Raw genomic sequence first — 20,836 nt, forward strand, 5'->3', positions numbered from 1 at the left:
TCCGAGTGTGGGGAGTGCGGGTGAGTCAGCCGGAGATGCGGCCCGGGGATCTGCTGGGACGGGCCTTCCCGGTCGGGGACTGGGCGGAGCCGGCGGAGCGCCTGGACGAGCTGTACCAGTGGGTGGAGCAGGGTGCGCTGACCGTGGTGGCCCGGTATCTCGACGACCGCGTGTGGAAGCGCCGAGGGGCGCGCGCGCTGCGCGTCTGCGCGGTGGGCGGCGGCGCGGTGGGCGGGCTCCTGCCGCTGCTGGGCCCCGCGGGCGTGCGGCTGGGCCCGTCGGGCGCCGGGCCCTGGTGGGGGTATCTGGCGCTGCTGGGCGCCGCGGTGTGCCTCGCCGCCGACCGCTGCCTGGGGCTGACCTCCGGCTGGATGCGGGACATCGCCACGGCCCAGGCCGTACGGGCGCGGCTCGCGGTGCTGCAGTACGACTGGGCGGCCGAGCGCGTGCGGGAGGTGCTCGGGCCCGCGGAGGGGACGGCGGGCGAGGCGGCCGACCGGTCGCTCGCGGTGCTGCGGCGCTTCGCCGAGGACGTCGAGGAGATCGTGCGGGCCGAGACGGCGGACTGGATGGTCGAGTTCCGCACGCGGTCGGGTCCGCTGCATCTGCACGGCGGCGCGCGGGCCCTGCGCGCGGCCGGAGCGGGTCAGGGGAACGGGGGCGGCGGGGGCGGGGGCGGTCCGCGGTGGAACCGCTTCCCGCCGCCCCCGTTCCCCGGCGCACCGGGCGCCCCTGGCACCAGGCCGCAGATGCCCCGGCAGCGGCCGCCCGAGGGCTGACCGGCCTGACAGTTACGGCCCTCGGTCAGCTGAAGACGATCATCGAGCCCTGGGCGAGGCTCCGGGTGACCGCGGCGTGCAGGCCGAGCCAGACGTGGCGTTCGCGGCCGAACGGCGTGCCGTCGTAGCCGATGGCCGAGGACGCGGCGGGCTCCTCCAGCTCCGTGGGGCGGATCGGCGCGGCGGGCGGCGGGGGCGGGTTCGCCGGGTCGATGCCCAGGTGCGGGGCGACGGCCTGGAGTTCGCGCAGCAGCCCGTGGCTGGAGCCGAGCGGCCCGCCGCCCTCCAGCAGCTCGTCGCCGGAGAGGGGCGCCTCGAAGTCGACCGGGACGTACGCGCCCGCGTGGTCGAAGTGCCAGACGAGATGGGACTGCTGGGCGGCCTGCTCGAACATCTCCAGCAACTGCTCGTAGTCCCCGCCCAGTTCGTCGATGGGCGTGACTTCCAGGCCGCTGACCAGCAGGAGGTAGGCGCGGCGGAGGTAGTGCAGCGCCTCGTAGTCGAAGCCCGCGACCGGGGCGACATCGCCGGAGAGGCCCGGCATGTACCCGAAGACCGGCACCGGGGGGTGACCGGCCTCGGCCAACGCGCGGTCGTAGGTGGCGATTTCCTCGGCGAAGGGGTTGTCAGGGCTGTGGCACAGCACGTCGACCAACGGGACCAGCCAGAGGTCACAGGCCAAGAGAGCACTCCTATAGGTCGGGCATACGTCGGGACCCGCGCCGACCCAGCGTAATGCGCGGTGCGCACGCGGGAGCACCCCGCGTCGTGCCCACTGCGGGGGCCGTCCAAACAAGTGGTACGTTCGTTCAGGTTTCTCGAACGACGGGAGCCGCAGAGGGGGCCTGCCATGTCCGATCCGTACCGCCGCCTGTTCTCCGCACCGGGGACCACGGGCTTCTCCGCCGCCGGGCTGCTCGCCCGGCTGCCGATGCCGATGACCCATATGGGGATCCTGACGCTGCTGTCCGAACTCACCGGGCAGTACGCCCTGGCCGGGGCCGTCGCCGGGACGTTCACGCTCTCCATGGCGTTGCTCGGGCCGCAGATCTCGCGCCTCGTCGACCGCCTCGGCCAGGGGCGCGTGCTGCTGCCCGTCACCGGCGTCAGCGTCGCCGCGCTGGGCGGGCTGCTGCTGTGCGCCTCGAACGGGGCGCCGGTGTGGACGCTCTTCGTCCTCGCGCTGCTCGCGGGGTTCATGCCCGCCATGGGCGCGATGGTGCGGGCCCGCTGGACGGAGATCTACCGCGGCACGCCGCAGCTCAACACCGCGTACTCGCTGGAATCGGTGGTGGACGAGCTGACGTACATCGTCGGCCCGGCCCTCGCCGTCATGCTCGGCACCACGCTCTTCCCCGCGGCCGGACCGCTGGTCGCGATGGTGCTGCTGGCGGCGGGAGTGCTGCTGTTCGTGCCGCAGAAGCGGACGGAGCCGCCCGTACGGGCCTCCGCCACGGCGGGGAAGGGCGGGCGGTCCGTGATCCGTTCCGCGCCCGTGGCGCTCCTCGCGCTCACGCTGCTGTCGGGCGGCGCCATCGCCGGGACCGTCGACACGATGGGGCTCGCCTTCGCCGAGGAGCAGGGGCAGAAGGGCGCCGCCGGGGTCGTCTTCGCCGTCTACGCGCTGGGCTCGGCGCTCTCCGGGCTCACCTTCGGCGCGCTGCGGCTCGCCGCCCCGCTGCCGCGGCTGCTGCTGTACGGGGTGACCGGGACGGCCCTCACCACCGTGCCGTTCCTGCTCGTCAGCGGGATCGCCACGCTGTCGGTCGCGGTCTTCTTCGCCGGGGTCTTCTTCGCCCCGACGATGGTCACGATCATGGCCCTCGTCGAGCGGGTGACACCCGCCGCGCGGCTCACCGAGGGGATGACCTGGATGCTCGCGGGCCTCCAGGTGGGCGTCGCGCTCGGCGCGGCGGTCTCCGGCCAGCTGGTCGACGCCTTCGGTACGCGCGCCGGGTTCGCCGTCGCCCCGGCGGCGGGCGCGGTCGCGCTGGGGCTGGCGCTGGCCGCGTACCGGGTGCTGCGCGGGCGGCCCGATGACGGTGCCGGGGCCGGGGCCGAGTACGCCGGTAAGGTCGGGACGGCCGCGGCGTCCCCCGCCGCGCCGCCGTCCCGAGAGGAGCCCCGCGCTGACTCCCCCGCCTCCCCCGCCCCCTGCCGAACGTAGGCCGCTCACCGACGGCCGCCGCCTCAAGGGCGAGCGGCGCAAGCAGGCGCTGATCGAGGCGACGCTGCGGGTGATCGAGCGGGACGGTGTCTCGGGCGTGAGCCACCGCAGCGTCGCGCGCGAGGCGGAGCTGCCGACCACTGCGAGCACGTACTACTTCTCGTCCCTCGACGCGCTGTTGACGGCCACGCTGACGCAGTGCATGGACGAGGACTCGCAGCGGCTGCGGGACCTGATCGCGGCCCCGGACGGCTCGGCGTCCGACAAGATCCAGGGGCTGGCCCGGCTCATGGCGGACGTCCTCTCCCACCGGGGGCATCTGCTCGCCGAGTTCGAGCTGTGCCTGCTCGCCTCCCGGCGGGCGGAGCTGCGCGGGCCGACGAACCGCTGGACGGAGACCCTCCGCGACTTCGCCCGCCTCTTCACGGACAGCCCGCTGCGCGTGGAGCTCTTCGCGAACGCGTACGACGGCATGCTGCTTCGGGGGTTGCTGCGGGATGAGCCGCCGGGCCCTGCGGATTTCGAGGCGCTCCTGCGGGAGCTGTTGCCGCCGCCGGACTAGGCCGTGTCCGGCGGATCATGGCTGCTCCCTGCCGTGGCAACTGGGTAGGGGCTGCCCCTTCCCGTGCGTTGCAGACTGCGGCCGTCGTCGTGGCTTGTCGCGCAGTTCCCCGCGCCCCTAGAGGTACGCGGCGCTCCCCGGAGCCGCCCGCTAGGCGGTCGCGGGGAAGGCCGCCGCGTGGGCGTGGTAGGCGGCGAGGAGGGTGTGGGTCTCCTTTTCGTTCCGGGCCTCCAGGGCGTCCAGGAGCGACGAGTGGCCCGTCCACAGGCGGCCCGTGAGGGAGTGCTCGGCGCGGAGCAGGGGCACCGTGTAGACCCAGCACTGGACCCGGAGGCGGTCCAGGAAGTCCGCGATGTATGGGTTCGCCACGATGTTGCTCAGCTCGCGCCAGAACCGCAGGTCGTACGTGATCAGTACGTCCAGGTCGCCCGCCGTCGCCGCCCGTTCGGCCGCCTCGGCGCGGCGCCGTACGGAGGCGAGCGCTTCCGGCGCCGCCGGGGAGGGCAGGGCCGTGCCCGCGAAGACGCTGTCCAGGACGAGCTGCCGCGCCTCGCACATGGCGCGGTAGTCGTCCAGCGTGAACTCGTGGACGCGGAAGCCGCGGTGCTGCTCCATGTCCAGCAGCCCCTGCGCGGCGAGGTCGACCAGCGCCTCGCGCACGGGCGTGGCGGAGACCCCGTACTGCTCGGCGATCTCCTTGACCGTGAACTCCCGGCCCGTGGCCAGGCGTCCGGCGAGGATCTCGTCGCGGAGCGCGGTGGCGATCTGCGCACGCAGGGTGCTGCGTCGGATCACAGGGCCTCAGGCCCCCGCCGCCGTGTGCGCGTCGGCGGCCGTCAGCGCCTCGTCGAGCGCCGCGAGCCCCTCCTTGGCCTCGGCCTCGGTGACGGTGCAGGCGGGGACGGCGTGGACGCGGTTCATGTTCGTCATCGGCCACAGGCCGCGGCTCTTGCAGGCCGCGGCGAGCTCGGCCATCGGCGCGTTCGCGGCGCCGCTCGCGTTGTACGGCACCAGCGGCTCGCGCGTCTCCTTGTCGCGGACGAGGTCGAGCGCCCAGAAGACGCCCGTGCCGCGCACCTCGCCGACCGACGGGTGGCGCTCGGCGATCTCGCGCAGGCCCGGGCCGAGGACGGTCTCGCCGATCCTGGCCGCGTTCTCCACGATGCCCTCCTCCGCCATCGCGTTCATCGTCGCGACCGCCGAGGCGCAGGCCAGCGGGTGCCCCGAGTAGGTGAGCCCGCCCGGGTAGGGGCGCTGGTCGAAGTCCGCCGCGATCTCGGCGCTGATCGCGACGCCGCCCAGCGGCACGTAACCGGAGTTGACGCCCTTGGCGAAGGTCAGCAGGTCGGGCACCACGCCGTAGTGGTCGAGCGCGAACCACTCGCCGGTACGCCCGAAGCCCGCCATCACCTCGTCGAGGATGAAGACCACGCCGTAACGGTCGCAGATCTCGCGCACGCCCGCGAGGTATCCGGCCGGGGGGACGAGGACGCCCGCGGTGCCGACGATCGTCTCCAGGATGATCGCGGCGACCGTCCCCGGCCCCTCGAACGCGAGGGTCTCCTCCAGGTGCGCCAGCGCGCGCTCGCACTCCTGCTCCTCGGTCTCCGCGTGGAAGTGCGAGCGGTACAGGTGCGGGCCCCAGAAGCGCACGACGCCCGCCGTGCCCGAGTCGGAGGCCCAGCGGCGCGGGTCGCCGGTGAGGTTGATCGCCGCGGCCGTGGCGCCGTGGTACGAGCGGTAGGTGCTCATCACCTTGGGGCGGCCGGTGTGCAGCCGGGCCATCCGGACGGCGTTCTCCACGGCCTCGGCGCCGCCGTTGGTGAAGAAGATCTTGTCGAGGTCGCCCGGGGTGCGCTCCGCGACCAGCCGCGCGGCCTCGGACCGTACGTCGATCGCGAAGCCCGGCGCCATCGTGCACATCCGCGCCGCCTGCTCCTGGATCGCGGCGACGACCTTGGGGTGCTGGTGGCCGATGTTGGTGTTGACCAGCTGGGAGGAGAAGTCGAGGTAGCGGTTCCCGTCGTAGTCCCAGAAATAGGCGCCCTGGCCGCCCGCGACGGGCAGCGGGTCGATGAGGCCCTGCGCCGACCAGGAGTGGAAGACGTGCGCGCGGTCGGCGCTCTTGACGGCCTGGCCCATGGCGGGGTCGGGGTCGGGGACGGAGGAGTGCGTCGTCACGATGGGCACCTCGGTTCGCTCGGGGACCCGCTCAGCGTAGTGATCAGTCCTCCGCCGTGTCGTCCCCGTCGCCCCCGTCGTCGTCCTCGTACGTCGCGTGGGGCTTGTCGTCGGTGCAGCGTACGAGCACGGTGCGGTCGTCGGCGTCGTCCGCCAGGGGCTCCAGCTCGACGCTGGCGCGCACGGCGGGTCCTGGCTCGACGTCGTCCACGCTGTACCCCTCGGCGGGGCTCCAGCTGAGCAGCTTCACGGTGGCCGCGTCCTCACGGCACTCCGCGACGGCGGTGCCGAGGCCGTCGGGGAAGCGGACGGTGGCGGTGTGGACGCGGGGGGTGGACTCAGAGGAGGAGGACGGCGCCGGGGACTTCGGGGACTTCGGGGTTCCCCAGGACTCCGGGGGCGAGGTCGGGACGGAGGCCGGGTGCCGCTGGGCCTTCGCGCGCTCCTGGGACAGCTCGTGCTTCACCGCGCCCTCGCCGAGCGGCTCGGGGCGCCCGTACTGGCCGCCGGGGTCCGCGTGCGAGAAGGACCAGGCGCCGAGCAGGAACGCCGCGCCCACCGCGCACACCCACGCGCCCGCCGCGAGCCGTCGCCGCCGGACGCCGCCGGGCTCGTGGTCCTGCTCCTCGGAATGTGCCATTGCCTCAGTCTCCTCCGTCCTCTCCTAACGCCCGGTTAAAAACTGGACAAGGGCGCAGGAGCTGGCTAATACGAGCACCTATGGACTGTCCACGGCTCCCGCACGGCTAACGTACGTGTATGTCGCACCTACTTGTCGTCGAGGACGACCCCCAGCTCCGCGGAGCGCTCGTCCGGGCGCTCCGCGACCGCGGCCATGCCGTCGCCACGGCGTCGACGGGCATGGCGGGGCTCGACGCGGCCGTCACCCACCGGCCCGACCTGGTGGTCCTGGACCTGGGGCTGCCGGACGTGGACGGCGGGCAGGTGCTGCGGATGCTGCGCGCGGTCAGCGACGTACCGGTGATCGTCGCGACGGCGCGGGACGACGAGCCCGAGATCGTCGCGGCGCTCGGGGACGGGGCCGACGACTACATCGTCAAGCCGTTCGGCTCGGGGCAGCTCGACGCCCGTATCAAGGCCGTGCTGCGGCGCCTCGGCAGCGGCGAGCCCGACGAGCCCGAGCCGCCGGTCGAGGTCGGCGGGCTGCTCGTCGCGCCCTCGGCGCGCGAGGTCACGCTCGACGGCGAGCCGCTGGAGCTGACGCCGCGCGAGTTCGACCTGCTCTGCTATCTCGCGCGCCGCCAGGGCCAGGTGATCTCGCGCCGCGAGCTGCTCGCCGAGGTCTGGCAGCAGCCGCTGGGCGGCGCCGACAAGACGGTGGACGTCCATCTCTCCTGGCTGCGGCGGAAGCTGGGCGAGACGGCGCAGAGGCCGCGCTATCTGCACACGGTGCGGACGGTGGGCGTGAAGCTGGCAGCCCCGGACGGCGCCGAGGGCGGGAACGACCGTGCGTAGGCAGCTCCTGCTGCTCATCGGCGCGACGACCGCCGTCGTGCTCGCCGTGCTGCTCGTGCCGCTCGCGCTGCTCGTCCGCAGCCACGCCGAGGACCGCGCCATGACGGACGCGACCGAGCGCGGCCAGTCGCTCGCGGCCGTCGTCGGCGGCTCGCTCTCGCCGGGGCGCGAGAAGGAGGGGCGCGGGGTCGTCCAGGGCGTGCTCGACGGGCTCAACGGCCGGGGGCAGCCGCGTACGTCGGTGGTCCTCGCGAACGGTGACGTGCTGGGGCCGCGCGCGCCGGGCGTGAGCGCCGACGCGCTGCGACTGGCGCGCCGTGGACGCGCGTTCACCTACGCGCCCGACGACGCGCGGGGCGGCGGGCGCGTGGTGATGGTGCCGGTGCTGGGCGCGCACGCGTCGTCCGCCAAGGGCAAGCACTCGGCCTCGGTGGTCGAGGTCGCGGTGAGCGAGGACCAGTTGCGGGCCGGGGTGCTGCCGTCGTGGCTGGCGGTGGCGGGGCTCGGGGTCGCCCTGATGCTGCTCGGGCTCGCCTTCGCCGACCGGCTCGCGGCCCGGCTCGTACGGGCCACGCGGCGCCTCGCCCGGGTCGCCGACCGGCTCGCGGGCGGCGAGCTGTCGGCCCGCGCCGAACCGGTGGGGCCCCGCGAACTGCGGCTGCTCGCCGGGCGGCTGAACGAGCTGGGCGAGCGCATCGACGTCCTCGTCACCGCCGAGCGCGAACGCGGCGCCGACCTCGCGCACCGCCTCCGTACGCCCGTCGCCGCGCTCCGGCTGGACGCGGAGGGGCTGCGCGACGAGGGCGAGGCGGCGCGCATCGGGGCCTCGGTCGCGGCGCTGGAGCGGAGCGTGGACGAGGTGATCCGTGCCGCCCGGCGCGCGGGCGCGGCCCCCGGCTCGCGCCGCGCGGACCTCGCCGCGGTCGCGCGCGAACGCGCCGCGTTCTGGGCCCCGCTGGCGGAGGACCAGAGCCGCGAGGTGACGGTGGACGCGCCCGCCGCGCCGGTCGGGGTCCGGGTCCCGGAGGACGAGCTCTCCGCCGTCCTCGACGCGCTGATCGGCAACGTCCTCGACCACACGCCGGAGGGCGCTGCCCTCTCCGTCACGGTCGCCGCCGAGCCGCGGCACGGCGTCCTCACGGTCCAGGACGAGGGTCCGGGCTTCCCCGACGGCACCGCCGAGACGTTCTCGGCGCGCGGCGAGAGCGGCGCGGGCTCCACGGGCCTCGGCCTCGACATCGCCCGTACGACCGCCGAGCACTCGGGCGGCGACGTCACCCTGGGCACGCCCGCGCGCGGCACGGGCGCGGCGATCCACTGCCGCTTCGGCCGCGCCGCGGAGCCGAAATGAGCTTGAGCGGACGGCTCGGCCGCCCGCAGAATTCCGGCATGTCAGAGACAGAAGCAGGGACGGGAATCGGGCCGGTCAGGTCCGTGGACGCCGCTGCCCGGGCCGTCGCCGACGGCGTTCCGCTGAAGTTCCTCTTCTTCTGGGGGCACCGGCCCCGGCGGGACGGTTCGCCCGGTGCCGGTTGTCTCAGCCAGTGGTGGCCCGCGGAATTCACGGAGGACGGGCACGTCTTCGCCTCCGCCGAGCACTACATGATGGCCCACAAGGCGTGGCTCTTCGGGAACGACGACATCGCGGAGCGCGTGCTCGCGGCCCCTCATCCCGCGCAGGCGAAGAAACTCGGACGGGAAGTCCGCGGCTTCGACGAGGCGACGTGGGACGCGCACCGGTACGAGATCGTCGTCGCCGCCAGTCGCGCCAAGTTCGGGCAGAACTCCGGCATCCGGGACTTCCTCCTCACGACCGGCGAGCGCGTGCTCGTGGAGGCCAGCCCTCTCGACCGCGTCTGGGGCATCGGGCTCGCCGCCGACGACGAGAACGCGGCACGGCCCGACCGCTGGCGCGGGCTCAATCTGCTGGGCTTCGCGCTGATGGAGGCACGCGCTCAGCTCCGCGTTTGTTGATCTACGCCTTGTCAGGTACACATGGGGCCGCACGTTGATCAACACGTCACACGGGGAGCTCCACAAATGAAGAAGCGTCTGATCATTCCGACGGCTGTCGCCGTCTTCTCGCTGCTCGGCGCGGGGGCCGCGGCCACCGCCACCACCGTGGGCACCGACGCGGGCGGCACCAGCACCGCCGCGGCCAAGTGCAGCGGGGGCACCAAGGAGTGGGCCAAGGCGAACACCAACGTCAAGGTCCGCAAGAAGCCCAGCACGAAGTCGCCCGGCCTGCGCCTCTGGTACAAGGGCACCAAGGGCTGCTGGATCAAGGGCCTCAAGGGCGGCAAGTACAGCAAGTGCGGCATGAAGAACTGGAACGGCTGGGGCTACGTCGAGTACCGCGGCACCCGCGGCTACGTCCCCAACATGTGCGTGATCCCCGCCAAGTGACGGGACACCCCACCTCACCCACGCCGCACGGCGGCTGAACGCCCGCCGCCCACAGGCTGTGGACGAACCACCGACTCCCCGTCCTTGACGCGCGGCGGCGCGCGAGGGCGGGGAGCTGTGCGTTGCGGGCGGAACGAAGCGTTCCGCCCGCGTGCACCGCGCCGCGCTCCTACGCTCGGGCCATGACCGCCACCTTTACCTGGGACCCCGACGCGACGGGTGTGCTGCGGCTGCCCTCCGGGCGGCTCGTGCGCGGGCGCGGGCTGCGCCATCCGCTTCCGGAGGGGCCGCGTCCGGAATTCGCGCTGCATTTGCGGGGCCGCCGCCCCGAGGACGTCGCGTGGGATCACCGTTGGATCCGCTGGCCCGACTTCTGGCTGCCGTCCGACCGCGCCGGGTTCGCGGCGGCGGTGCGCGAGGCGTGGGAGCGGGCCGGGGACGAGCGCGTGGAGTTCGCGTGCGGCGGCGGCCGCGGGCGTACGGGCACCGCGCTCGCCTGCCTCGCGATCCAGGACGGCGTCCCGCCGGAAGAGGCGGTGGCGTATGTCCGCGCGCACTACTCGTCGCACGCCGTCGAGACCCCGTGGCAGCGGCGCTTCGTCCTCCGTTTCCGGGCCGTTTCCCCGCGCCCGTAGCCACGGAGGCGGCGGGCGGCGTCCCAGCGAGGCGTTCCAGACCGACCGTATCTTCCCTGGTCAGAGGGGGAAATGGCGTTCCAGCGTCCCCAACTTCCCGGCAACCGTGGCGCCCTGGACGGGGCGTCCCGCAGGCTCGGACCGTGCTCGTCGGGGGCTTCCCGTAGCGAGCACGGTTCAACAGCAATGACCACGGGAGTTCACACCATGCTTCGCAAGCGTTCTCGTCTGATCGCCGCGCCGCTCGCGGCCGTCGCCCTGTCCCTCACGATCGCCGGGTACCAGGCCACCGCGGCCGAGCCCGCCGGGCCCGCGCAGAAGGCCGCCGCGCCGTGCCTGGCGGACGCCACCACGCTGGTCGGCGACCTGGACGGCGACGGCAACCCGGACAAGATCTCCGACGTGGGCCTCTCCGGCACCCGCGGGACCATCCAGTGGGGCAACGAGGACGGCTCGTTCGGCGAGAAGCAGTACGTGTCCAAGCTCGTGGGCGCCAAGGCGGGCGAGGGCACCACCGCCCAGTTCGCCGACTTCGACAAGGACGGCACCCTCGACATGGTCGTCAACGTCGTCAAGCGCTCGGAGGGGGACGACCCGAACACCGCCCGTATCGCCGAGTACCGCCCGGGCCCCGTCAGCCGTGACGACCTCTCCTCGCCGGACGCCCGCCACACCGACATCGGCGACATGGGCGAGGCCAAGGAGCTGCGCATCGCCAACTACGGCGACGACGAGTACCCCGACGTGGCCGTCCTCAACAATTCCGGTGACGGCAACCTCGACCGTTCCGTGCGGGTGACCGAGCCGGGCAAGGGCATCGGGGACTGGAACCGGGAGCACGACGAGAAGTACGGCGAGACCGGCACGACCCCCGAGCCGCCGAAGATGCCCACCGACGGCTGGAGCCACTTCTACGAGCGCTGCTCCTGATCCGCTCCGGGTAGATCCGTTCCGGCTCAGGCCAGGAGCCGGATGCCGGGCGCCTGATCGCTGACCGCGAGCCGCAGGCCGCAGTCGCCGCAGGTCTCACGCACCGGCCGGACCATGTTGCTCTGGATGCTGAACGAGCCCGACTGCCGAACCCCCGAGCAGTAGGACCCGACGTGCAGCCGGACCCATGGGGCCCGGGTGAGCGCCGAGGCGGGCCGGTCACGCTTGGCGTCGTGGAACGGCGCCCACCAGTGGTCGACGACGGCCCGGAGCGCCAGCCGGTCCTGGCCCGTCGTGACGTCGAACGCGGCGATCCGGGCCGGGGCGGGATGCCGGGGGGCTTCCCGCCCCGCGCTGCAGGTCGCCCGTTCCTCGCCGAGGCGGAGGACGGTCGTCCGGTCGGTGCGTTCGCACACGAAGCAGTCGAGGCTCAGCTCGATCGTCTTCTCCCAGTGCAGGTTGTGGAAGTCCTCGCCCTGGGGGACACCGGTGAGTTCGGCGGTGATCTCGACGGTTCGCAGCACGGGACGATGATCCCAGGAGGACAGGGCAGGAGCACCTGAAAGCCGAAGAGGGCGGCGTGCACCGACGTGATGTCGGAGTACGCCGCCCTCGGGTTCGTACGGGGTGCGCGTGGTGGGGCGCTGTCACTTCGGGTCGCGGGCGAACTTCGCGGTGGACCAGAAGTAGCCGAGGACGGCGAGGCCCAGGCACCAGCCGAGCGCGAGCCAGGCGTCGTTGCCGATCTCCGTGCCGAGGAGCAGGCCGCGGAGGGTCTCGATGGCCGGGGTGAAGGGCTGGTACTCGGCGACCGGCTGGAACCAGCCCGGCATCGCGTCGAGCGGGACGAAGGTGCTGGAGAGCAGGGGCAGCAGGATCATCGGCATCGCGTTGTTCCCGGCGGCCTCGGCGTTCGGGCTGACCAGGCCCATGCCGACCGCGATCCAGGTGAGCGCGGTGGCGAAGAGGACCAGGAGCCCGAAGGCGGCGAGCCACTCCAGGGCCGTGGCGTCGGTGGAGCGGAAGCCGATGGCGACGGCGACCGCGCCGACCAGGACCACGCTCATCACGGCCCGCAGGACGCTGCCGACGACGTGCCCGACGAGGACCGCTCCGCGGTGGATCGCCATCGTGCGGAAGCGGGCGATGATGCCCTCGGTCATGTCGTTCGAGACGGAGACCGCGGTGCCGATCGTCGTACTGCCGATGGTCATCAGGAGCAGGCCGGGGACGAGGAAGGCGATGTAGTCGGCGCGGTCGGCGCCGCCACCGCCGATGCCCGCGCTCATGGTGTCGCCGAAGATGTAGACGAAGAGCAGCAGCAGCATGATCGGCGTGAGCAGCAGGTTGAGGGTGAGCGACGGGTAGCGCCGGGCGTGCAGCAGGTTGCGGCGCAGCATCGTGGACGAGTCGCGTACGGCGAGGGCGAGGGAACTCATCGGACGGCCTCCTTGGGCGCGTTGTTGCCGGTGCCGGTGCTGGTGCTGGTGCTGGTGAGGGCGAAGAAGACGTCGTCCAGGTCGGGCGTGTGCACGGTCAGTTCGTCCGCCTCGATCCCGGCGGAGTCCAGCCCGTCGAGGATGGCGCGCAGTGCGCGCTGGCTGCCGTCGCTGGGGAGCTGGAGGGCCAGTGCCTCGTCGTCCCGCTGGGCCTCGCTCAGGGCCGCGGCGGCCTTGCGGTAGGCGACCGGGTCCGCGAAGCGGAGCCGTACGTGCCCGCCGGGGATCATCCTCTTCAGCTCGTCCGCCGTGCCCTCCGCCGCGATCTTCCCGTCGCTCAGCACCGCGATACGGTCCGCGAGTTCGTCGGCCTCCTCCAGGTACTGGGTGGTGAGGAAGACCGTCACGCCCTCGTCCGCGACGAGCTTGCGGACGATCTGCCACATGCTGTGCCGGGAGCGGGGGTCGAGCCCCGTCGTCGGCTCGTCGAGGAAGATGATCCGCGGCGAGCCGACCAGCGTCATCGCGATGTCGAGGCGGCGCTTCATGCCGCCGGAGTACGTGGCGGCGGGCTTGCGCGCGGCCTCCGTCAGGTCGAAGCGCTCCAGGAGTCCGGCGACCACGCGCCGCCCCTCGCGCCTGGACAGATGGTGCAGGTCCGCCATCAGGAGCATGTTCTCCTCGCCGGTGATCAGACCGTCGACGGCGGAGAACTGCCCGGTCACCCCGATCGCCGCGCGTACCGCCTGCGGGTCGGCGGCCAGGTCGTGGCCGCCCACCCGTATCGCGCCCGCGTCCGCGGTGACGAGGGTGGAGAGGATCTTCACGGCGGTCGTCTTCCCCGCGCCGTTCGGGCCGAGCAAGGAGAAGACGGTTCCCTCGGGGACGGCCAGGTCGATGCCGTCGAGCACGAGCTTCTCGCCGTAGGACTTGCGCAGATCGTTCGCCAGGATGGCCGGGTTCGTCATGGCGGTTGCTCCTCAGAGGCTGCGGGCGGTGATGTCGCCCTGGTCGGTGGTGGCGTGGATGGCCAGGGGCGCGTCGTCGCCCTCGGCGTTCCTGAGCGAGTTGCTGACGCGGCCGTACGCGGTGCCCGCGTCCAGCGAGGCGGAGACGCCGCGCGCCGCGCCGACGGAGATCGAGCCCTGCCGGGTCGCGAGGGTGACGGTGCCGCGCACGGCCTCCGCGACGGTCAGGTCGCCGCGGTCGACGGTGATCTCGCCGGGGCCGTCGAGCCGGCCGATCTCGACCGATCCGTCGCTCACGGTGAGGCGGACGCTCGCGGCCTGGTCGATCTTGACCGCGCCCTGCGCGCCGTCGAGGACGACGTCTCCGAGCCGTCCGACCCCGCGGAGGTCGGCGGCGGCCGTGGCGGCCTCGACGCGGGACCCGGCGGGCAGTTGGACGGTCACCTCGACGGATCCGGAGTTGCCGAGGAGCTGGTTCTTGGCCTCCGGCGCGGTGATCCGCACGACGCCGTCGGCGAACTCGACGGCGATCCGCTCGGCGGCCTTCGCGTCCCGGCTCTTCGCGGGGTTCAGCGGGAGGACCTCGACGGTGGTGTCGGCGCGGTCGGCGGCGATGAGCTGGACGCGGCCCGCGGGGATGTCGAGGACGGCGGAGACGGGGGTGGGGGTCTCGAACTTCTGCATCGTGCTCTCCTGTCGCTCGTTGTCGTCGGTGTTTCCGACACAGGAAAAGCTACGTTGCGTTCATGATTCCATCAACACTCTTGTTGCACCAGAAGTACATCACTGCAGCTCACAGCAGAGATTTCATTGCAATGGAATAAGATTTAACGCAACGCAACCCCTGAGGTTCGTTGCAATGGTTCAAGCGGAAAGCTATGCTGCGGGGACCGAGGACGTACGAGAGGAGCGCGCGGTGCCAGGAGGCAGACTCACCCAGCAGGAGCGCCAGCAGATCGCGACAGGGCTGGGCGACGGCCTGGCCTACGCGGAGATCGCCCGGCGGCTCGACCGCCCGACGTCCACCGTCACGCGCGAGGTGATGCGGAACGGCGGCCCGACCGCGTACCGCTCCGACCTGGCCCACCGCGCCACCGAGCGCCGCGCCCACCGCCGCAGGCAGTCCACGCCCCGGGGGCCGGAGTCACCCCGCCAGGAGCACGGGCGCGACCCCGAGGCCGTGCGTGAGTTCGAGGAGACGTTCACGACGATCCTCATGGGGCAGGGCCTCCCCAAGATGATCGCCCGCGTGCTGACCTGCCTCACCCTCACCGACGCGGGCAGCCTCTCCGCGGCCGAGCTCGTCCAGCGGCTCCAGGTCAGCCCGGCCTCCGTCTCCAAGGCGGTCGCCTTCCTGGAGACCCAGGGCCTCGTCCGCCGCGAGCAGGAAGCGGGCCGCCGCGAGCGGTATGTCGTGGACGACGACGTCTGGTACCAGTCGATCCTGGCCGCGGCCCGCAGCACCTCCGAGCTCGGCGAGGCCGCCCGCGAGGGCGTCGGCGTCCTCCAGCCCGGCACTCCGGCCGCCGAACGGCTGGAGAGCATCGCCCGCTTCCTCGACTTCGTCTCCGAGGCCGTCGCCCGCGCCGCGGAACAGGCCCGCGAGGTCCTTCATACCCAGTCCCCGGCGCCGACGGGGGGTCCGGAGGACGCCTAGGCCGTGGCCGCTGGGCAGAGGCTGCCCCTGCCTGTGTGTCGCAGGCTGCGGCTTGTGGGTGGTTGCGCGCGCAGTTCCCCGCGCCCCTAGAGATACGCGGCGCTCCTCGGAGCGCCCCGTCAGGGGCGCGGGGAACTGCGCGACAAGCCACGACTCAGCCGCAGCCTGCAAGGCACCGCACGGGGCAGCCCCTGCCCAGTAGCCACGGCACAGGGCAACCATGACGCGGTCGCGGCGAAGTTCACGCCGCGCGTCCCCGGATCCCGTCCAGGAGATACGTGGTGCGGCGGTCGTAGTCGGCCCGGGCGGGCCTGTCGCCGTGCTTGAGGGCGAGGGCGTTGTCGACGACGAGGGCGTGGAGATCGTCCGGCGTGAACTCCGGCCGCAGCACTCCGGAGGCCCGCGCGGCCGCGATGAACTCCTCGTTGGCCTGACCGCCGACCCGGCAGATCTCCATGAGCTGCTCCGAGTGCGGATAGGTCTGCAGCAGGACGTCGTTGAAGGCGGGCTGGCGGTACTGGAGGTCGCGGATCGCGGTGAGGTAGTACGTGACCCGCTCGCCGGCGTCGTCGATGGTCCGCGTGTGGTCGATGACGGCGAACAGCTCGCGCGCGACGACCTCTTCGATGACGGCGTCGATGAGGCCGATCCGCCCGCCGAACCGGTTGAAGACCGTGGCCTTGCTCACCCCCGCCGCCTTGGCGACCTCCTCCAGCGGCACCGCCAGGCCCTGCCCCTGGAAGGCGCCGACCGCGGCGGCGCGGATCTGCTCGGAATTGCGCCGGGCGTCGGCACGCAGCCGGGACCCCGAAGGCACCGCACCGGCCATGGTCCTCACCGTCTCTTTCTGCACGTCATGCCGCCGACCGTCGTAATTTGACTCGCCGGGTCAGTTTACCTACGGTCGGGGACGGAAGAGAAATTGACCTACTGGGTCAACTTAGGTCGACCCATGGAGGGCCGAGAGCATGATCGTTGTCACCGGCGCCACCGGTGGGCTGGGCGGCGCCACCGTCGAGCACCTCCTCACGCGCGTACCCGCCGACCGGATCGGCGTCAGCGTCCGCGACACCGCCAGGGCGCGGCACCTCGCCGACCGTGGCGTGCGCGTCCGGCAGGGCTCCTACGAGGACCCGGCCGCGCTGCGTGACGCGTTCGCCGGTGCCGAGCAGGTCCTGCTGGTGTCCGGCAACGATCCGGCCGCCGACATGGTCGCCCTGCACCGCAACGCGGTCGAAGCGGCGGTCGCGGCCGGTGTCCGGCGGATCCTCTACACGAGCCAGCAGGGCGCCGTGCCCGGCAACCCGTACACGCCCTCGGAGTTCCACGTCGCGACCGAGGCGATCCTCGCCGGGACGGGAGTGGCCTGGACCGCCCTGCGCAACGGCGCCTACGGTCCGCTCGATCAGGTGCTCGGCCCGTGGCAGCGCACCGGCGTGATCGCCATGCCGGAGGACGGCCCCACCCCGTACGTCGAGCGGGACGAGGTGGCCGAGGCCACCGCGGCCCTGCTCGCCGGGGACCGCGCCGTCGAGGGGCCCGTCGACCTGACCGCGCCGACCGCCGTCACCTTCGACGACTTCGCCAGGATCGCCTCCGACCTCACCGGCCGCACCATCGAGCGCGTCGTCGTGGACGACGAGGAGTGGGTCGCCGACCAGCTCGCGAGCGGCGTGCCGGAGCAGACGGCCCGGCTCATGCTCAGCTGGTACCAGGCGGCACGCGCGGGCCACTTCGCCCAGGCCGGACCGCTGCTGGCCGAGCTCCTCGGCCGCGAGCCCCGCACCGCCGCCGACCGGCTCGCGGCCCACCTCGCCGCCTGAGGCCGAGCTTCTCGCCGGGCCGCCGGGTCGCCGGGCCGCCGAGCCGCCGGGCCCGCCGGTTCACTGCTCGCGGCGCAGCTCCTCGGCGGCCTCCTGGTACGCCTCGGCGGCGCGGGTGAAGTAGTCGAAGAGGGCGTCGAGCTGCTCCGGCGTGTAGCTGCCGAGGATCTGGCCGATCTTCTTGCGCGCCGGTGCCATGACGCGGTCGAGCTCCGCGGGTTCGCCGACCGGCTCGACGCTCACCTTGCGCCGGTCGCCGGGGTCGGGCACCCGGCGCACGTAGCCCGCCTGCTCCAGGCGGTCGATCAGGCGGGTGGTCGGGCCGGTCGTCAGGCCGGTGCGGGTGGCCAGTTCGCCCGGGGTCATCGCGCCCGAGAGATGAAGGATGTTCAGCGCGTACAGATCGGTGGCGCCGAGGTTGCAGGCATGGGCGCTGGCGTGGCCGTGCAGCAGCACCGCGCTGAGGTACTGGCGGTAGACCTCGCCCGCATCGGGGCGCATCGACGGCGTTGACAAGGGTTCCTCCACTCCCTAATCTCTTCGCGAACGAAGAGACTTCTCATGCGCAGCAACTTCGCTTGCGAAGCTACCACGGAGGATATGCCCATGAACGTCACCGCCGCCCCGCATCCCGGGCAGACCGAGCCTACTGAGCACCCCGGGGCCGGGAAGTGAGCACCGCTCTGGTGACCGGAGCGAGCGCGGGCATCGGCCGCGAGTTCGCCCGTCAGCTCGCGGGCCAGGGCCACCGCGTGATCGCCGTCGCCCGCGACACGGACCGCCTCCGGTCGCTGACCGACGCGCTCGGCCCGGGCCACACCCCCGTGGCCGCCGACCTGACGACCCCGGAAGGCCGTCAGCGGGTCACCGACGTGCTCGACGGGGAACGGGTCCACCTGCTCGTCAACAACGCGGGCGCCGCCGTGCCGGGCGCCTTCGGCACCGCCCCGCTCCCGCACACCCTGGCCATGCTGCACCTCAACTGCGAAGCGCTGGTCACCCTCGCCCACCGGTTCGTCGCCCGCGCCGAACCCGGCGACAGCCTGCTCAACGTCTCCTCGACCCTCGCCTTCGCGCCCATGCCGAACCTGAGCGTCTACGCCGCCACCAAGGCGTTCGTGACCTCCTTCTCCGAGTCCCTCTGGCACGAGCACAAGGACCGCGGCGTCTACGTGATGGGCCTGTGCCCCGGCATGACGGCCACCGAGTCCCAGCCGCACACCGGCGACGACGTGCCCGCCGGGCTGGTCCAGACCCCCGAGCGCGTCGTACGGACCGCGCTCGCCGCCCTGCGGCGCCGCAAGCACCCCACCGTCATCTCCGGACGACGGAACACCCTCTTCGCCGCTGCCGCCCGCACCCTGCCCCGTAGGACGGTGCTCCACATGCTCAGCAAGGGCTGACGGCTGGGCACGGCCCTCAGCCGACGGCGCGCCTGCGGTAGCGGACATGGGTGGTCAGCGGCGAGTGGAGCACCTCGACGGGCTCGAAGTCGAAGCTCTCGGCGTCGATGCCGTCGAAGATGCGCTCGCCGCCGCCGAGCAGGACGGGTGCGATGTCGAGGGCGAGTTCGTCGATCACCCCGGCGTTCAGTGCCTGCCGGACCGTCGACGCGCCACCGGCGATGTCCACGCCCTTGCCGTCGGCGGCCTCCAGCGCCTGCGCGTACGCGGCGTCGAAGCCTCCGGTGACGAAGTGGAAGGTGGTCCCTCCCTCCATCTTGACCGGCTCGCGGGCGTAGTGAGTGAGCACGAAGACCGGGGCGTGGTACGGGGGCTCGGCGCCCCACCAGCCGTCCCAGGCCTCACTCCACTCGCCCCGGATCGGCCCGAACATGTTCCGGCCCATGACGTACGCGCCGCGCGGGCGCATCAGCCAGCCGTTGGCCGTCCTGTCGGCCTCGGTCGCACGCGGGTCGCCGATGTGCCAGCCGTGCAGCTCCTTGCCGCGCTTGCCCAGCGGGTCGTCCCGGCTCTGCTCGGGCCCGGCGACGTAACCGTCGAGCGAGATCGACATGTGGCAGGTGGTGTCGGACATCGGCTTCTCCGAATGCAGCGGTTGCGGTTCGTCGTCGTACAGACTGGCGAAGCCGACCGAACTCATCGCGACCTCGCGCAGGGATCCAGCTCAGCGTTCCTGCGTATCGAGGTCACGGACGCAGAACCCGTGGTGCAGCCATTCCTCGTTCAGCACCACCCGCAGGCACTCGACCACCGGCTTGCCCTCGGCGTACGGCGGCCAGCCCGGTCCCGCGGGAACGGGAGCGACCGCGGACAGCTCGTCGGCCGTCACGGTCGCCAGCCAACGCTCCAGCTCGGCGGACTGCTCCTCTCGCACAGCCAGTACCTCGTCGAGGCCTGGGCTCGCCGTTCGATCGAGGCCCAGTTCCTCCTGATCGGGCACGAAGCCGGACGCCAGCCCGATCCCGGTGAAGGGCTGGGCCGATCCCAGGCAGCACCGGCGAAACCACGAGTCGTGCACGAACACCAGGTGGCGCAGGGTCTCCACCGCCGACCATTCGTCGGCGACACGCAGGTGCTCGGAGCCCGCGGGCATCGCGCGCAGCCGCTCGATCGTCCTCGCCCAGCCCTCCCGCAGCTGTCGATGGGCTTCGCGCAGATCGGCCGGGTCACCCGAGCGCATCAGCAACCGGACCGGATACCGCCGGTCGAGCTCGGCCTCGACGTAGGACGTCACCTCCACGCCGTTGACCACCACGTTGCTGACCAGCCCGTCGATCACGACGTCCCGCATCACCACGCCGATCAGCCGGGCGCCTGTCAGGTCGCACTCGCGAAACTCCGCGCCGGCCAGATCCTGATCTTCGAAGCTCACCATGCCGAGCATTGTGTACCGACGGGCCGACACCAGGCGGGCGTCCGGAAGGAGCGGCGCGGCTCCCCTACGCGGTCGTGGCGATGCCGCCGTCGACGGGGATCACGGCGCCCGTCAGGTACGCGCCTGCCCGGCTGGCGAGAAACACGGCGACACCCGCCATGTCGTCGTCGCGGCCGATCCGGCGCAGCGGGGCCGACGCCGCGATCGCCTCCCCGAACTCATCGAGGGTCGCGGCCATCATCGTCGACGGGAAAGGACCCGGCGCCACGGCGTTCACGGTGACGCGCTGCGGCCCCAGTTCCTTGGCGAGCACCCTGGTGAGCTGATGCAGTGCGGCCTTGCTGCTGGAGTACGAGTAGTTGGGCCGCTGGGGGATGTGGATGGCGGCGATGCTGCCGATGTTGATGATCCGCGCGGGATCGTCCGCTGTGCCCGCCTTGCGGAGGGCGGGCAGCAGCTCCTGGACCAGCCAGAACGGCGACTTCAGGTTGAGGTCGACGACCGTGTCCCAGGCCTCGTCCGGGAACGTCTCCAGCGGCTCGTCCCACAGGGCGCCCGCGTTGTTGACGAGGATGTCGAGAGGCTCAGCGTCGGCGGTGACGAGGTCGGACAGTCGCCGGCACTCGTCGTGACGGGACAGGTCGGCGGGGACGGCCCGCACCTCACCGAATGCGGACAGCTCTTCCTGCGCCTGAGCGCACGCTTCCGCGCTGCGTGAGCTGATGACCACGCGGACGCCCGCCTGGAGCAGGCCACGCGCGATCATCATTCCGATGCCCCGTGTGCCACCGGTGACGAGCGCGCGCTTTCCGCGCAGATCAAAGAGCTCCGCGTGCGTCGTGAATTGCTTGTCTACCACTTGCGTCTTCCTGTCGGTCGTGCGGGAGGGTGCGTCGACGCGTGGGTTGTTCGGCTGCTCAGCTGTCTCAACGCTATGGCTTTGGAGCGCACTCCAAGCAAGCGGAGCAGGGGCCG

General features: G+C 72.6%; 25 protein-coding genes. 12 read left to right on the forward strand and 13 right to left on the reverse strand.

Annotated features, from left to right (window positions below; translation table 11 throughout):
* The first annotated feature begins 20 nt into the window (after positions 1-20).
* Positions 21-779: an SLATT domain-containing protein gene (locus ACGF3A_RS09005; RefSeq protein WP_393727430.1), complete on the forward strand. Its 759-nt coding sequence runs from the start codon at positions 21-23 to the stop codon at positions 777-779.
* Positions 780-804: 25 nt separating this feature from the next.
* Here ACGF3A_RS09005 and ACGF3A_RS09010 read toward each other — a convergent pair whose 3' ends face one another.
* Positions 805-1,461 carry a hypothetical protein gene (locus ACGF3A_RS09010; RefSeq protein WP_393727432.1) on the reverse strand — a complete coding sequence of 219 codons (657 nt, stop codon included), beginning with the start codon at positions 1,459-1,461 and terminating at the stop codon, positions 805-807.
* A gap of 168 nt (positions 1,462-1,629) precedes the next feature.
* On the opposite strand from ACGF3A_RS09010, the gene ACGF3A_RS09015 reads away from it, so the two are divergent.
* Both ACGF3A_RS09015 and ACGF3A_RS09020 read left to right on the forward strand, forming a co-directional pair.
* Positions 1,630-2,946, forward strand: a complete 1,317-nt coding sequence (locus ACGF3A_RS09015; protein WP_393727434.1) for an MFS transporter — start codon at positions 1,630-1,632, stop codon at positions 2,944-2,946.
* A gap of 97 nt (positions 2,947-3,043) precedes the next feature.
* The gene (locus tag ACGF3A_RS09020) at positions 3,044-3,508 is read left to right on the forward strand and encodes a TetR/AcrR family transcriptional regulator (protein WP_393727436.1); all 465 of its coding nucleotides are present in this window, start codon (positions 3,044-3,046) and stop codon (positions 3,506-3,508) included.
* A gap of 150 nt (positions 3,509-3,658) precedes the next feature.
* Here the strand turns inward: ACGF3A_RS09020 and ACGF3A_RS09025 are convergent, their stop codons facing one another.
* The 3 genes from ACGF3A_RS09025 to ACGF3A_RS09035 form a co-directional block, all read right to left on the reverse strand.
* Positions 3,659-4,303 carry a GntR family transcriptional regulator gene (locus ACGF3A_RS09025; RefSeq protein ID WP_393727438.1) on the reverse strand — a complete coding sequence of 215 codons (645 nt, stop codon included), beginning with the start codon at positions 4,301-4,303 and terminating at the stop codon, positions 3,659-3,661.
* 6 nt (positions 4,304-4,309) lie between these two features.
* A complete protein-coding gene (locus tag ACGF3A_RS09030) occupies positions 4,310-5,650 on the reverse strand; it encodes an aspartate aminotransferase family protein (RefSeq protein ID WP_393729052.1) in 1,341 nt (446 codons plus the stop codon).
* An 82-nt stretch (positions 5,651-5,732) separates the two neighbouring features.
* Positions 5,733-6,329 carry a hypothetical protein gene (locus tag ACGF3A_RS09035; protein ID WP_393727440.1) on the reverse strand — a complete coding sequence of 199 codons (597 nt, stop codon included), beginning with the start codon at positions 6,327-6,329 and terminating at the stop codon, positions 5,733-5,735.
* Between the two features lie 119 nt (positions 6,330-6,448).
* On the opposite strand from ACGF3A_RS09035, the gene ACGF3A_RS09040 reads away from it, so the two are divergent.
* The 6 genes from ACGF3A_RS09040 to ACGF3A_RS09065 all read left to right on the forward strand — a co-directional run bounded on the left by ACGF3A_RS09040 (position 6,449) and on the right by ACGF3A_RS09065 (position 11,136).
* A complete protein-coding gene (locus ACGF3A_RS09040) occupies positions 6,449-7,165 on the forward strand; it encodes a response regulator transcription factor (protein WP_393727442.1) in 717 nt (238 codons plus the stop codon).
* The gene (locus ACGF3A_RS09045) at positions 7,158-8,516 is read left to right on the forward strand and encodes an ATP-binding protein (protein ID WP_393727444.1); all 1,359 of its coding nucleotides are present in this window, start codon (positions 7,158-7,160) and stop codon (positions 8,514-8,516) included. The genes ACGF3A_RS09040 and ACGF3A_RS09045 overlap by 8 nt, the downstream gene beginning before the upstream one ends.
* Positions 8,517-8,554: 38 nt before the next feature.
* Positions 8,555-9,139, forward strand: coding sequence for an NADAR family protein (locus ACGF3A_RS09050; RefSeq protein ID WP_393727446.1), 585 nt, complete (start codon positions 8,555-8,557; stop codon positions 9,137-9,139).
* 66 nt (positions 9,140-9,205) lie between these two features.
* Positions 9,206-9,571 (forward strand): hypothetical protein, encoded by a 366-nt coding sequence (locus ACGF3A_RS09055; protein ID WP_393727448.1) that lies wholly within the window; start codon positions 9,206-9,208, stop codon positions 9,569-9,571.
* Between the two features lie 182 nt (positions 9,572-9,753).
* Positions 9,754-10,206: a protein phosphatase gene (locus tag ACGF3A_RS09060; protein WP_393727450.1), complete on the forward strand. Its 453-nt coding sequence runs from the start codon at positions 9,754-9,756 to the stop codon at positions 10,204-10,206.
* Positions 10,207-10,413: 207 nt separating this feature from the next.
* Positions 10,414-11,136 carry an FG-GAP repeat domain-containing protein gene (locus ACGF3A_RS09065; RefSeq protein ID WP_393727452.1) on the forward strand — a complete coding sequence of 241 codons (723 nt, stop codon included), beginning with the start codon at positions 10,414-10,416 and terminating at the stop codon, positions 11,134-11,136.
* A gap of 26 nt (positions 11,137-11,162) precedes the next feature.
* Here the strand turns inward: ACGF3A_RS09065 and ACGF3A_RS09070 are convergent, their stop codons facing one another.
* The 4 genes from ACGF3A_RS09070 to ACGF3A_RS09085 all read right to left on the reverse strand — a co-directional run bounded on the left by ACGF3A_RS09070 (position 11,163) and on the right by ACGF3A_RS09085 (position 14,227).
* The gene (locus ACGF3A_RS09070; protein ID WP_393727454.1) at positions 11,163-11,660 is read right to left on the reverse strand and encodes a hypothetical protein; all 498 of its coding nucleotides are present in this window, start codon (positions 11,658-11,660) and stop codon (positions 11,163-11,165) included.
* Positions 11,661-11,783: 123 nt separating this feature from the next.
* Positions 11,784-12,575, reverse strand: coding sequence for an ABC transporter permease (locus tag ACGF3A_RS09075; RefSeq protein WP_393727456.1), 792 nt, complete (start codon positions 12,573-12,575; stop codon positions 11,784-11,786).
* Positions 12,572-13,543, reverse strand: a complete 972-nt coding sequence (locus tag ACGF3A_RS09080) for an ATP-binding cassette domain-containing protein (RefSeq protein WP_393727458.1) — start codon at positions 13,541-13,543, stop codon at positions 12,572-12,574. The genes ACGF3A_RS09075 and ACGF3A_RS09080 overlap by 4 nt, the downstream gene beginning before the upstream one ends.
* 12 nt (positions 13,544-13,555) lie before the next feature.
* Positions 13,556-14,227, reverse strand: a complete 672-nt coding sequence (locus ACGF3A_RS09085; RefSeq protein WP_393727460.1) for a DUF4097 family beta strand repeat-containing protein — start codon at positions 14,225-14,227, stop codon at positions 13,556-13,558.
* A gap of 232 nt (positions 14,228-14,459) precedes the next feature.
* On the opposite strand from ACGF3A_RS09085, the gene ACGF3A_RS09090 reads away from it, so the two are divergent.
* The gene (locus ACGF3A_RS09090) at positions 14,460-15,200 is read left to right on the forward strand and encodes a helix-turn-helix domain-containing protein (protein ID WP_393727462.1); all 741 of its coding nucleotides are present in this window, start codon (positions 14,460-14,462) and stop codon (positions 15,198-15,200) included.
* A gap of 241 nt (positions 15,201-15,441) precedes the next feature.
* On the opposite strand, the gene ACGF3A_RS09095 is transcribed toward ACGF3A_RS09090, so the two are convergent.
* Entirely contained in the window at positions 15,442-16,029 is a 588-nt protein-coding gene (locus ACGF3A_RS09095; protein ID WP_393727463.1) for a TetR/AcrR family transcriptional regulator, read from the reverse strand.
* A 139-nt stretch (positions 16,030-16,168) separates the two neighbouring features.
* On the opposite strand from ACGF3A_RS09095, the gene ACGF3A_RS09100 reads away from it, so the two are divergent.
* On the forward strand, positions 16,169-17,023 hold the full coding sequence (locus tag ACGF3A_RS09100; RefSeq protein WP_393727464.1) for an NAD(P)H-binding protein: 855 nt from the start codon (positions 16,169-16,171) through the stop codon (positions 17,021-17,023).
* A 60-nt stretch (positions 17,024-17,083) separates the two neighbouring features.
* Here ACGF3A_RS09100 and ACGF3A_RS09105 read toward each other — a convergent pair whose 3' ends face one another.
* A complete protein-coding gene (locus tag ACGF3A_RS09105; protein ID WP_393727466.1) occupies positions 17,084-17,539 on the reverse strand; it encodes a MarR family transcriptional regulator in 456 nt (151 codons plus the stop codon).
* A gap of 155 nt (positions 17,540-17,694) precedes the next feature.
* On the opposite strand from ACGF3A_RS09105, the gene ACGF3A_RS09110 reads away from it, so the two are divergent.
* Positions 17,695-18,426, forward strand: a complete 732-nt coding sequence (locus ACGF3A_RS09110; protein WP_393727468.1) for an SDR family NAD(P)-dependent oxidoreductase — start codon at positions 17,695-17,697, stop codon at positions 18,424-18,426.
* A 16-nt stretch (positions 18,427-18,442) separates the two neighbouring features.
* On the opposite strand, the gene ACGF3A_RS09115 is transcribed toward ACGF3A_RS09110, so the two are convergent.
* The 3 genes from ACGF3A_RS09115 to ACGF3A_RS09125 all read right to left on the reverse strand — a co-directional run bounded on the left by ACGF3A_RS09115 (position 18,443) and on the right by ACGF3A_RS09125 (position 20,720).
* On the reverse strand, positions 18,443-19,060 hold the full coding sequence (locus ACGF3A_RS09115; protein WP_393727470.1) for a dihydrofolate reductase family protein: 618 nt from the start codon (positions 19,058-19,060) through the stop codon (positions 18,443-18,445).
* A gap of 90 nt (positions 19,061-19,150) precedes the next feature.
* A complete protein-coding gene (locus tag ACGF3A_RS09120; RefSeq protein WP_393727471.1) occupies positions 19,151-19,861 on the reverse strand; it encodes a DinB family protein in 711 nt (236 codons plus the stop codon).
* 64 nt (positions 19,862-19,925) lie between these two features.
* Positions 19,926-20,720, reverse strand: coding sequence for an SDR family oxidoreductase (locus tag ACGF3A_RS09125; RefSeq protein WP_393727473.1), 795 nt, complete (start codon positions 20,718-20,720; stop codon positions 19,926-19,928).
* Positions 20,721-20,836: the final 116 nt, after the last annotated feature.

The organism is Streptomyces sp. NPDC048172 (assembly GCF_043202595.1).
Lineage (GTDB): Bacteria > Actinomycetota > Actinomycetes > Streptomycetales > Streptomycetaceae > Streptomyces.

Coding starts and splice junctions, on each gene's coding strand:
- ACGF3A_RS09100 (WP_393727464.1), top strand. CDS start 16,169: ATGATCGTTGTCACCGGCGCCACCGGTGGGCTGGGCGGCGCCACCGTC.
- ACGF3A_RS09055 (WP_393727448.1), top strand. CDS start 9,206: ATGAAGAAGCGTCTGATCATTCCGACGGCTGTCGCCGTCTTCTCGCTG.
- ACGF3A_RS09095 (WP_393727463.1), bottom strand. CDS start 16,029: ATGGCCGGTGCGGTGCCTTCGGGGTCCCGGCTGCGTGCCGACGCCCGG.
- ACGF3A_RS09085 (WP_393727460.1), bottom strand. CDS start 14,227: ATGCAGAAGTTCGAGACCCCCACCCCCGTCTCCGCCGTCCTCGACATC.
- ACGF3A_RS09080 (WP_393727458.1), bottom strand. CDS start 13,543: ATGACGAACCCGGCCATCCTGGCGAACGATCTGCGCAAGTCCTACGGC.
- ACGF3A_RS09035 (WP_393727440.1), bottom strand. CDS start 6,329: ATGGCACATTCCGAGGAGCAGGACCACGAGCCCGGCGGCGTCCGGCGG.
- ACGF3A_RS09015 (WP_393727434.1), top strand. CDS start 1,630: ATGTCCGATCCGTACCGCCGCCTGTTCTCCGCACCGGGGACCACGGGC.
- ACGF3A_RS09040 (WP_393727442.1), top strand. CDS start 6,449: ATGTCGCACCTACTTGTCGTCGAGGACGACCCCCAGCTCCGCGGAGCG.
- ACGF3A_RS09115 (WP_393727470.1), bottom strand. CDS start 19,060: ATGTCCGACACCACCTGCCACATGTCGATCTCGCTCGACGGTTACGTC.
- ACGF3A_RS09060 (WP_393727450.1), top strand. CDS start 9,754: ATGACCGCCACCTTTACCTGGGACCCCGACGCGACGGGTGTGCTGCGG.
- ACGF3A_RS09120 (WP_393727471.1), bottom strand. CDS start 19,861: ATGGTGAGCTTCGAAGATCAGGATCTGGCCGGCGCGGAGTTTCGCGAG.
- ACGF3A_RS09030 (WP_393729052.1), bottom strand. CDS start 5,650: ATGGGCCAGGCCGTCAAGAGCGCCGACCGCGCGCACGTCTTCCACTCC.
- ACGF3A_RS09050 (WP_393727446.1), top strand. CDS start 8,555: ATGTCAGAGACAGAAGCAGGGACGGGAATCGGGCCGGTCAGGTCCGTG.
- ACGF3A_RS09075 (WP_393727456.1), bottom strand. CDS start 12,575: ATGAGTTCCCTCGCCCTCGCCGTACGCGACTCGTCCACGATGCTGCGC.
- ACGF3A_RS09065 (WP_393727452.1), top strand. CDS start 10,414: ATGCTTCGCAAGCGTTCTCGTCTGATCGCCGCGCCGCTCGCGGCCGTC.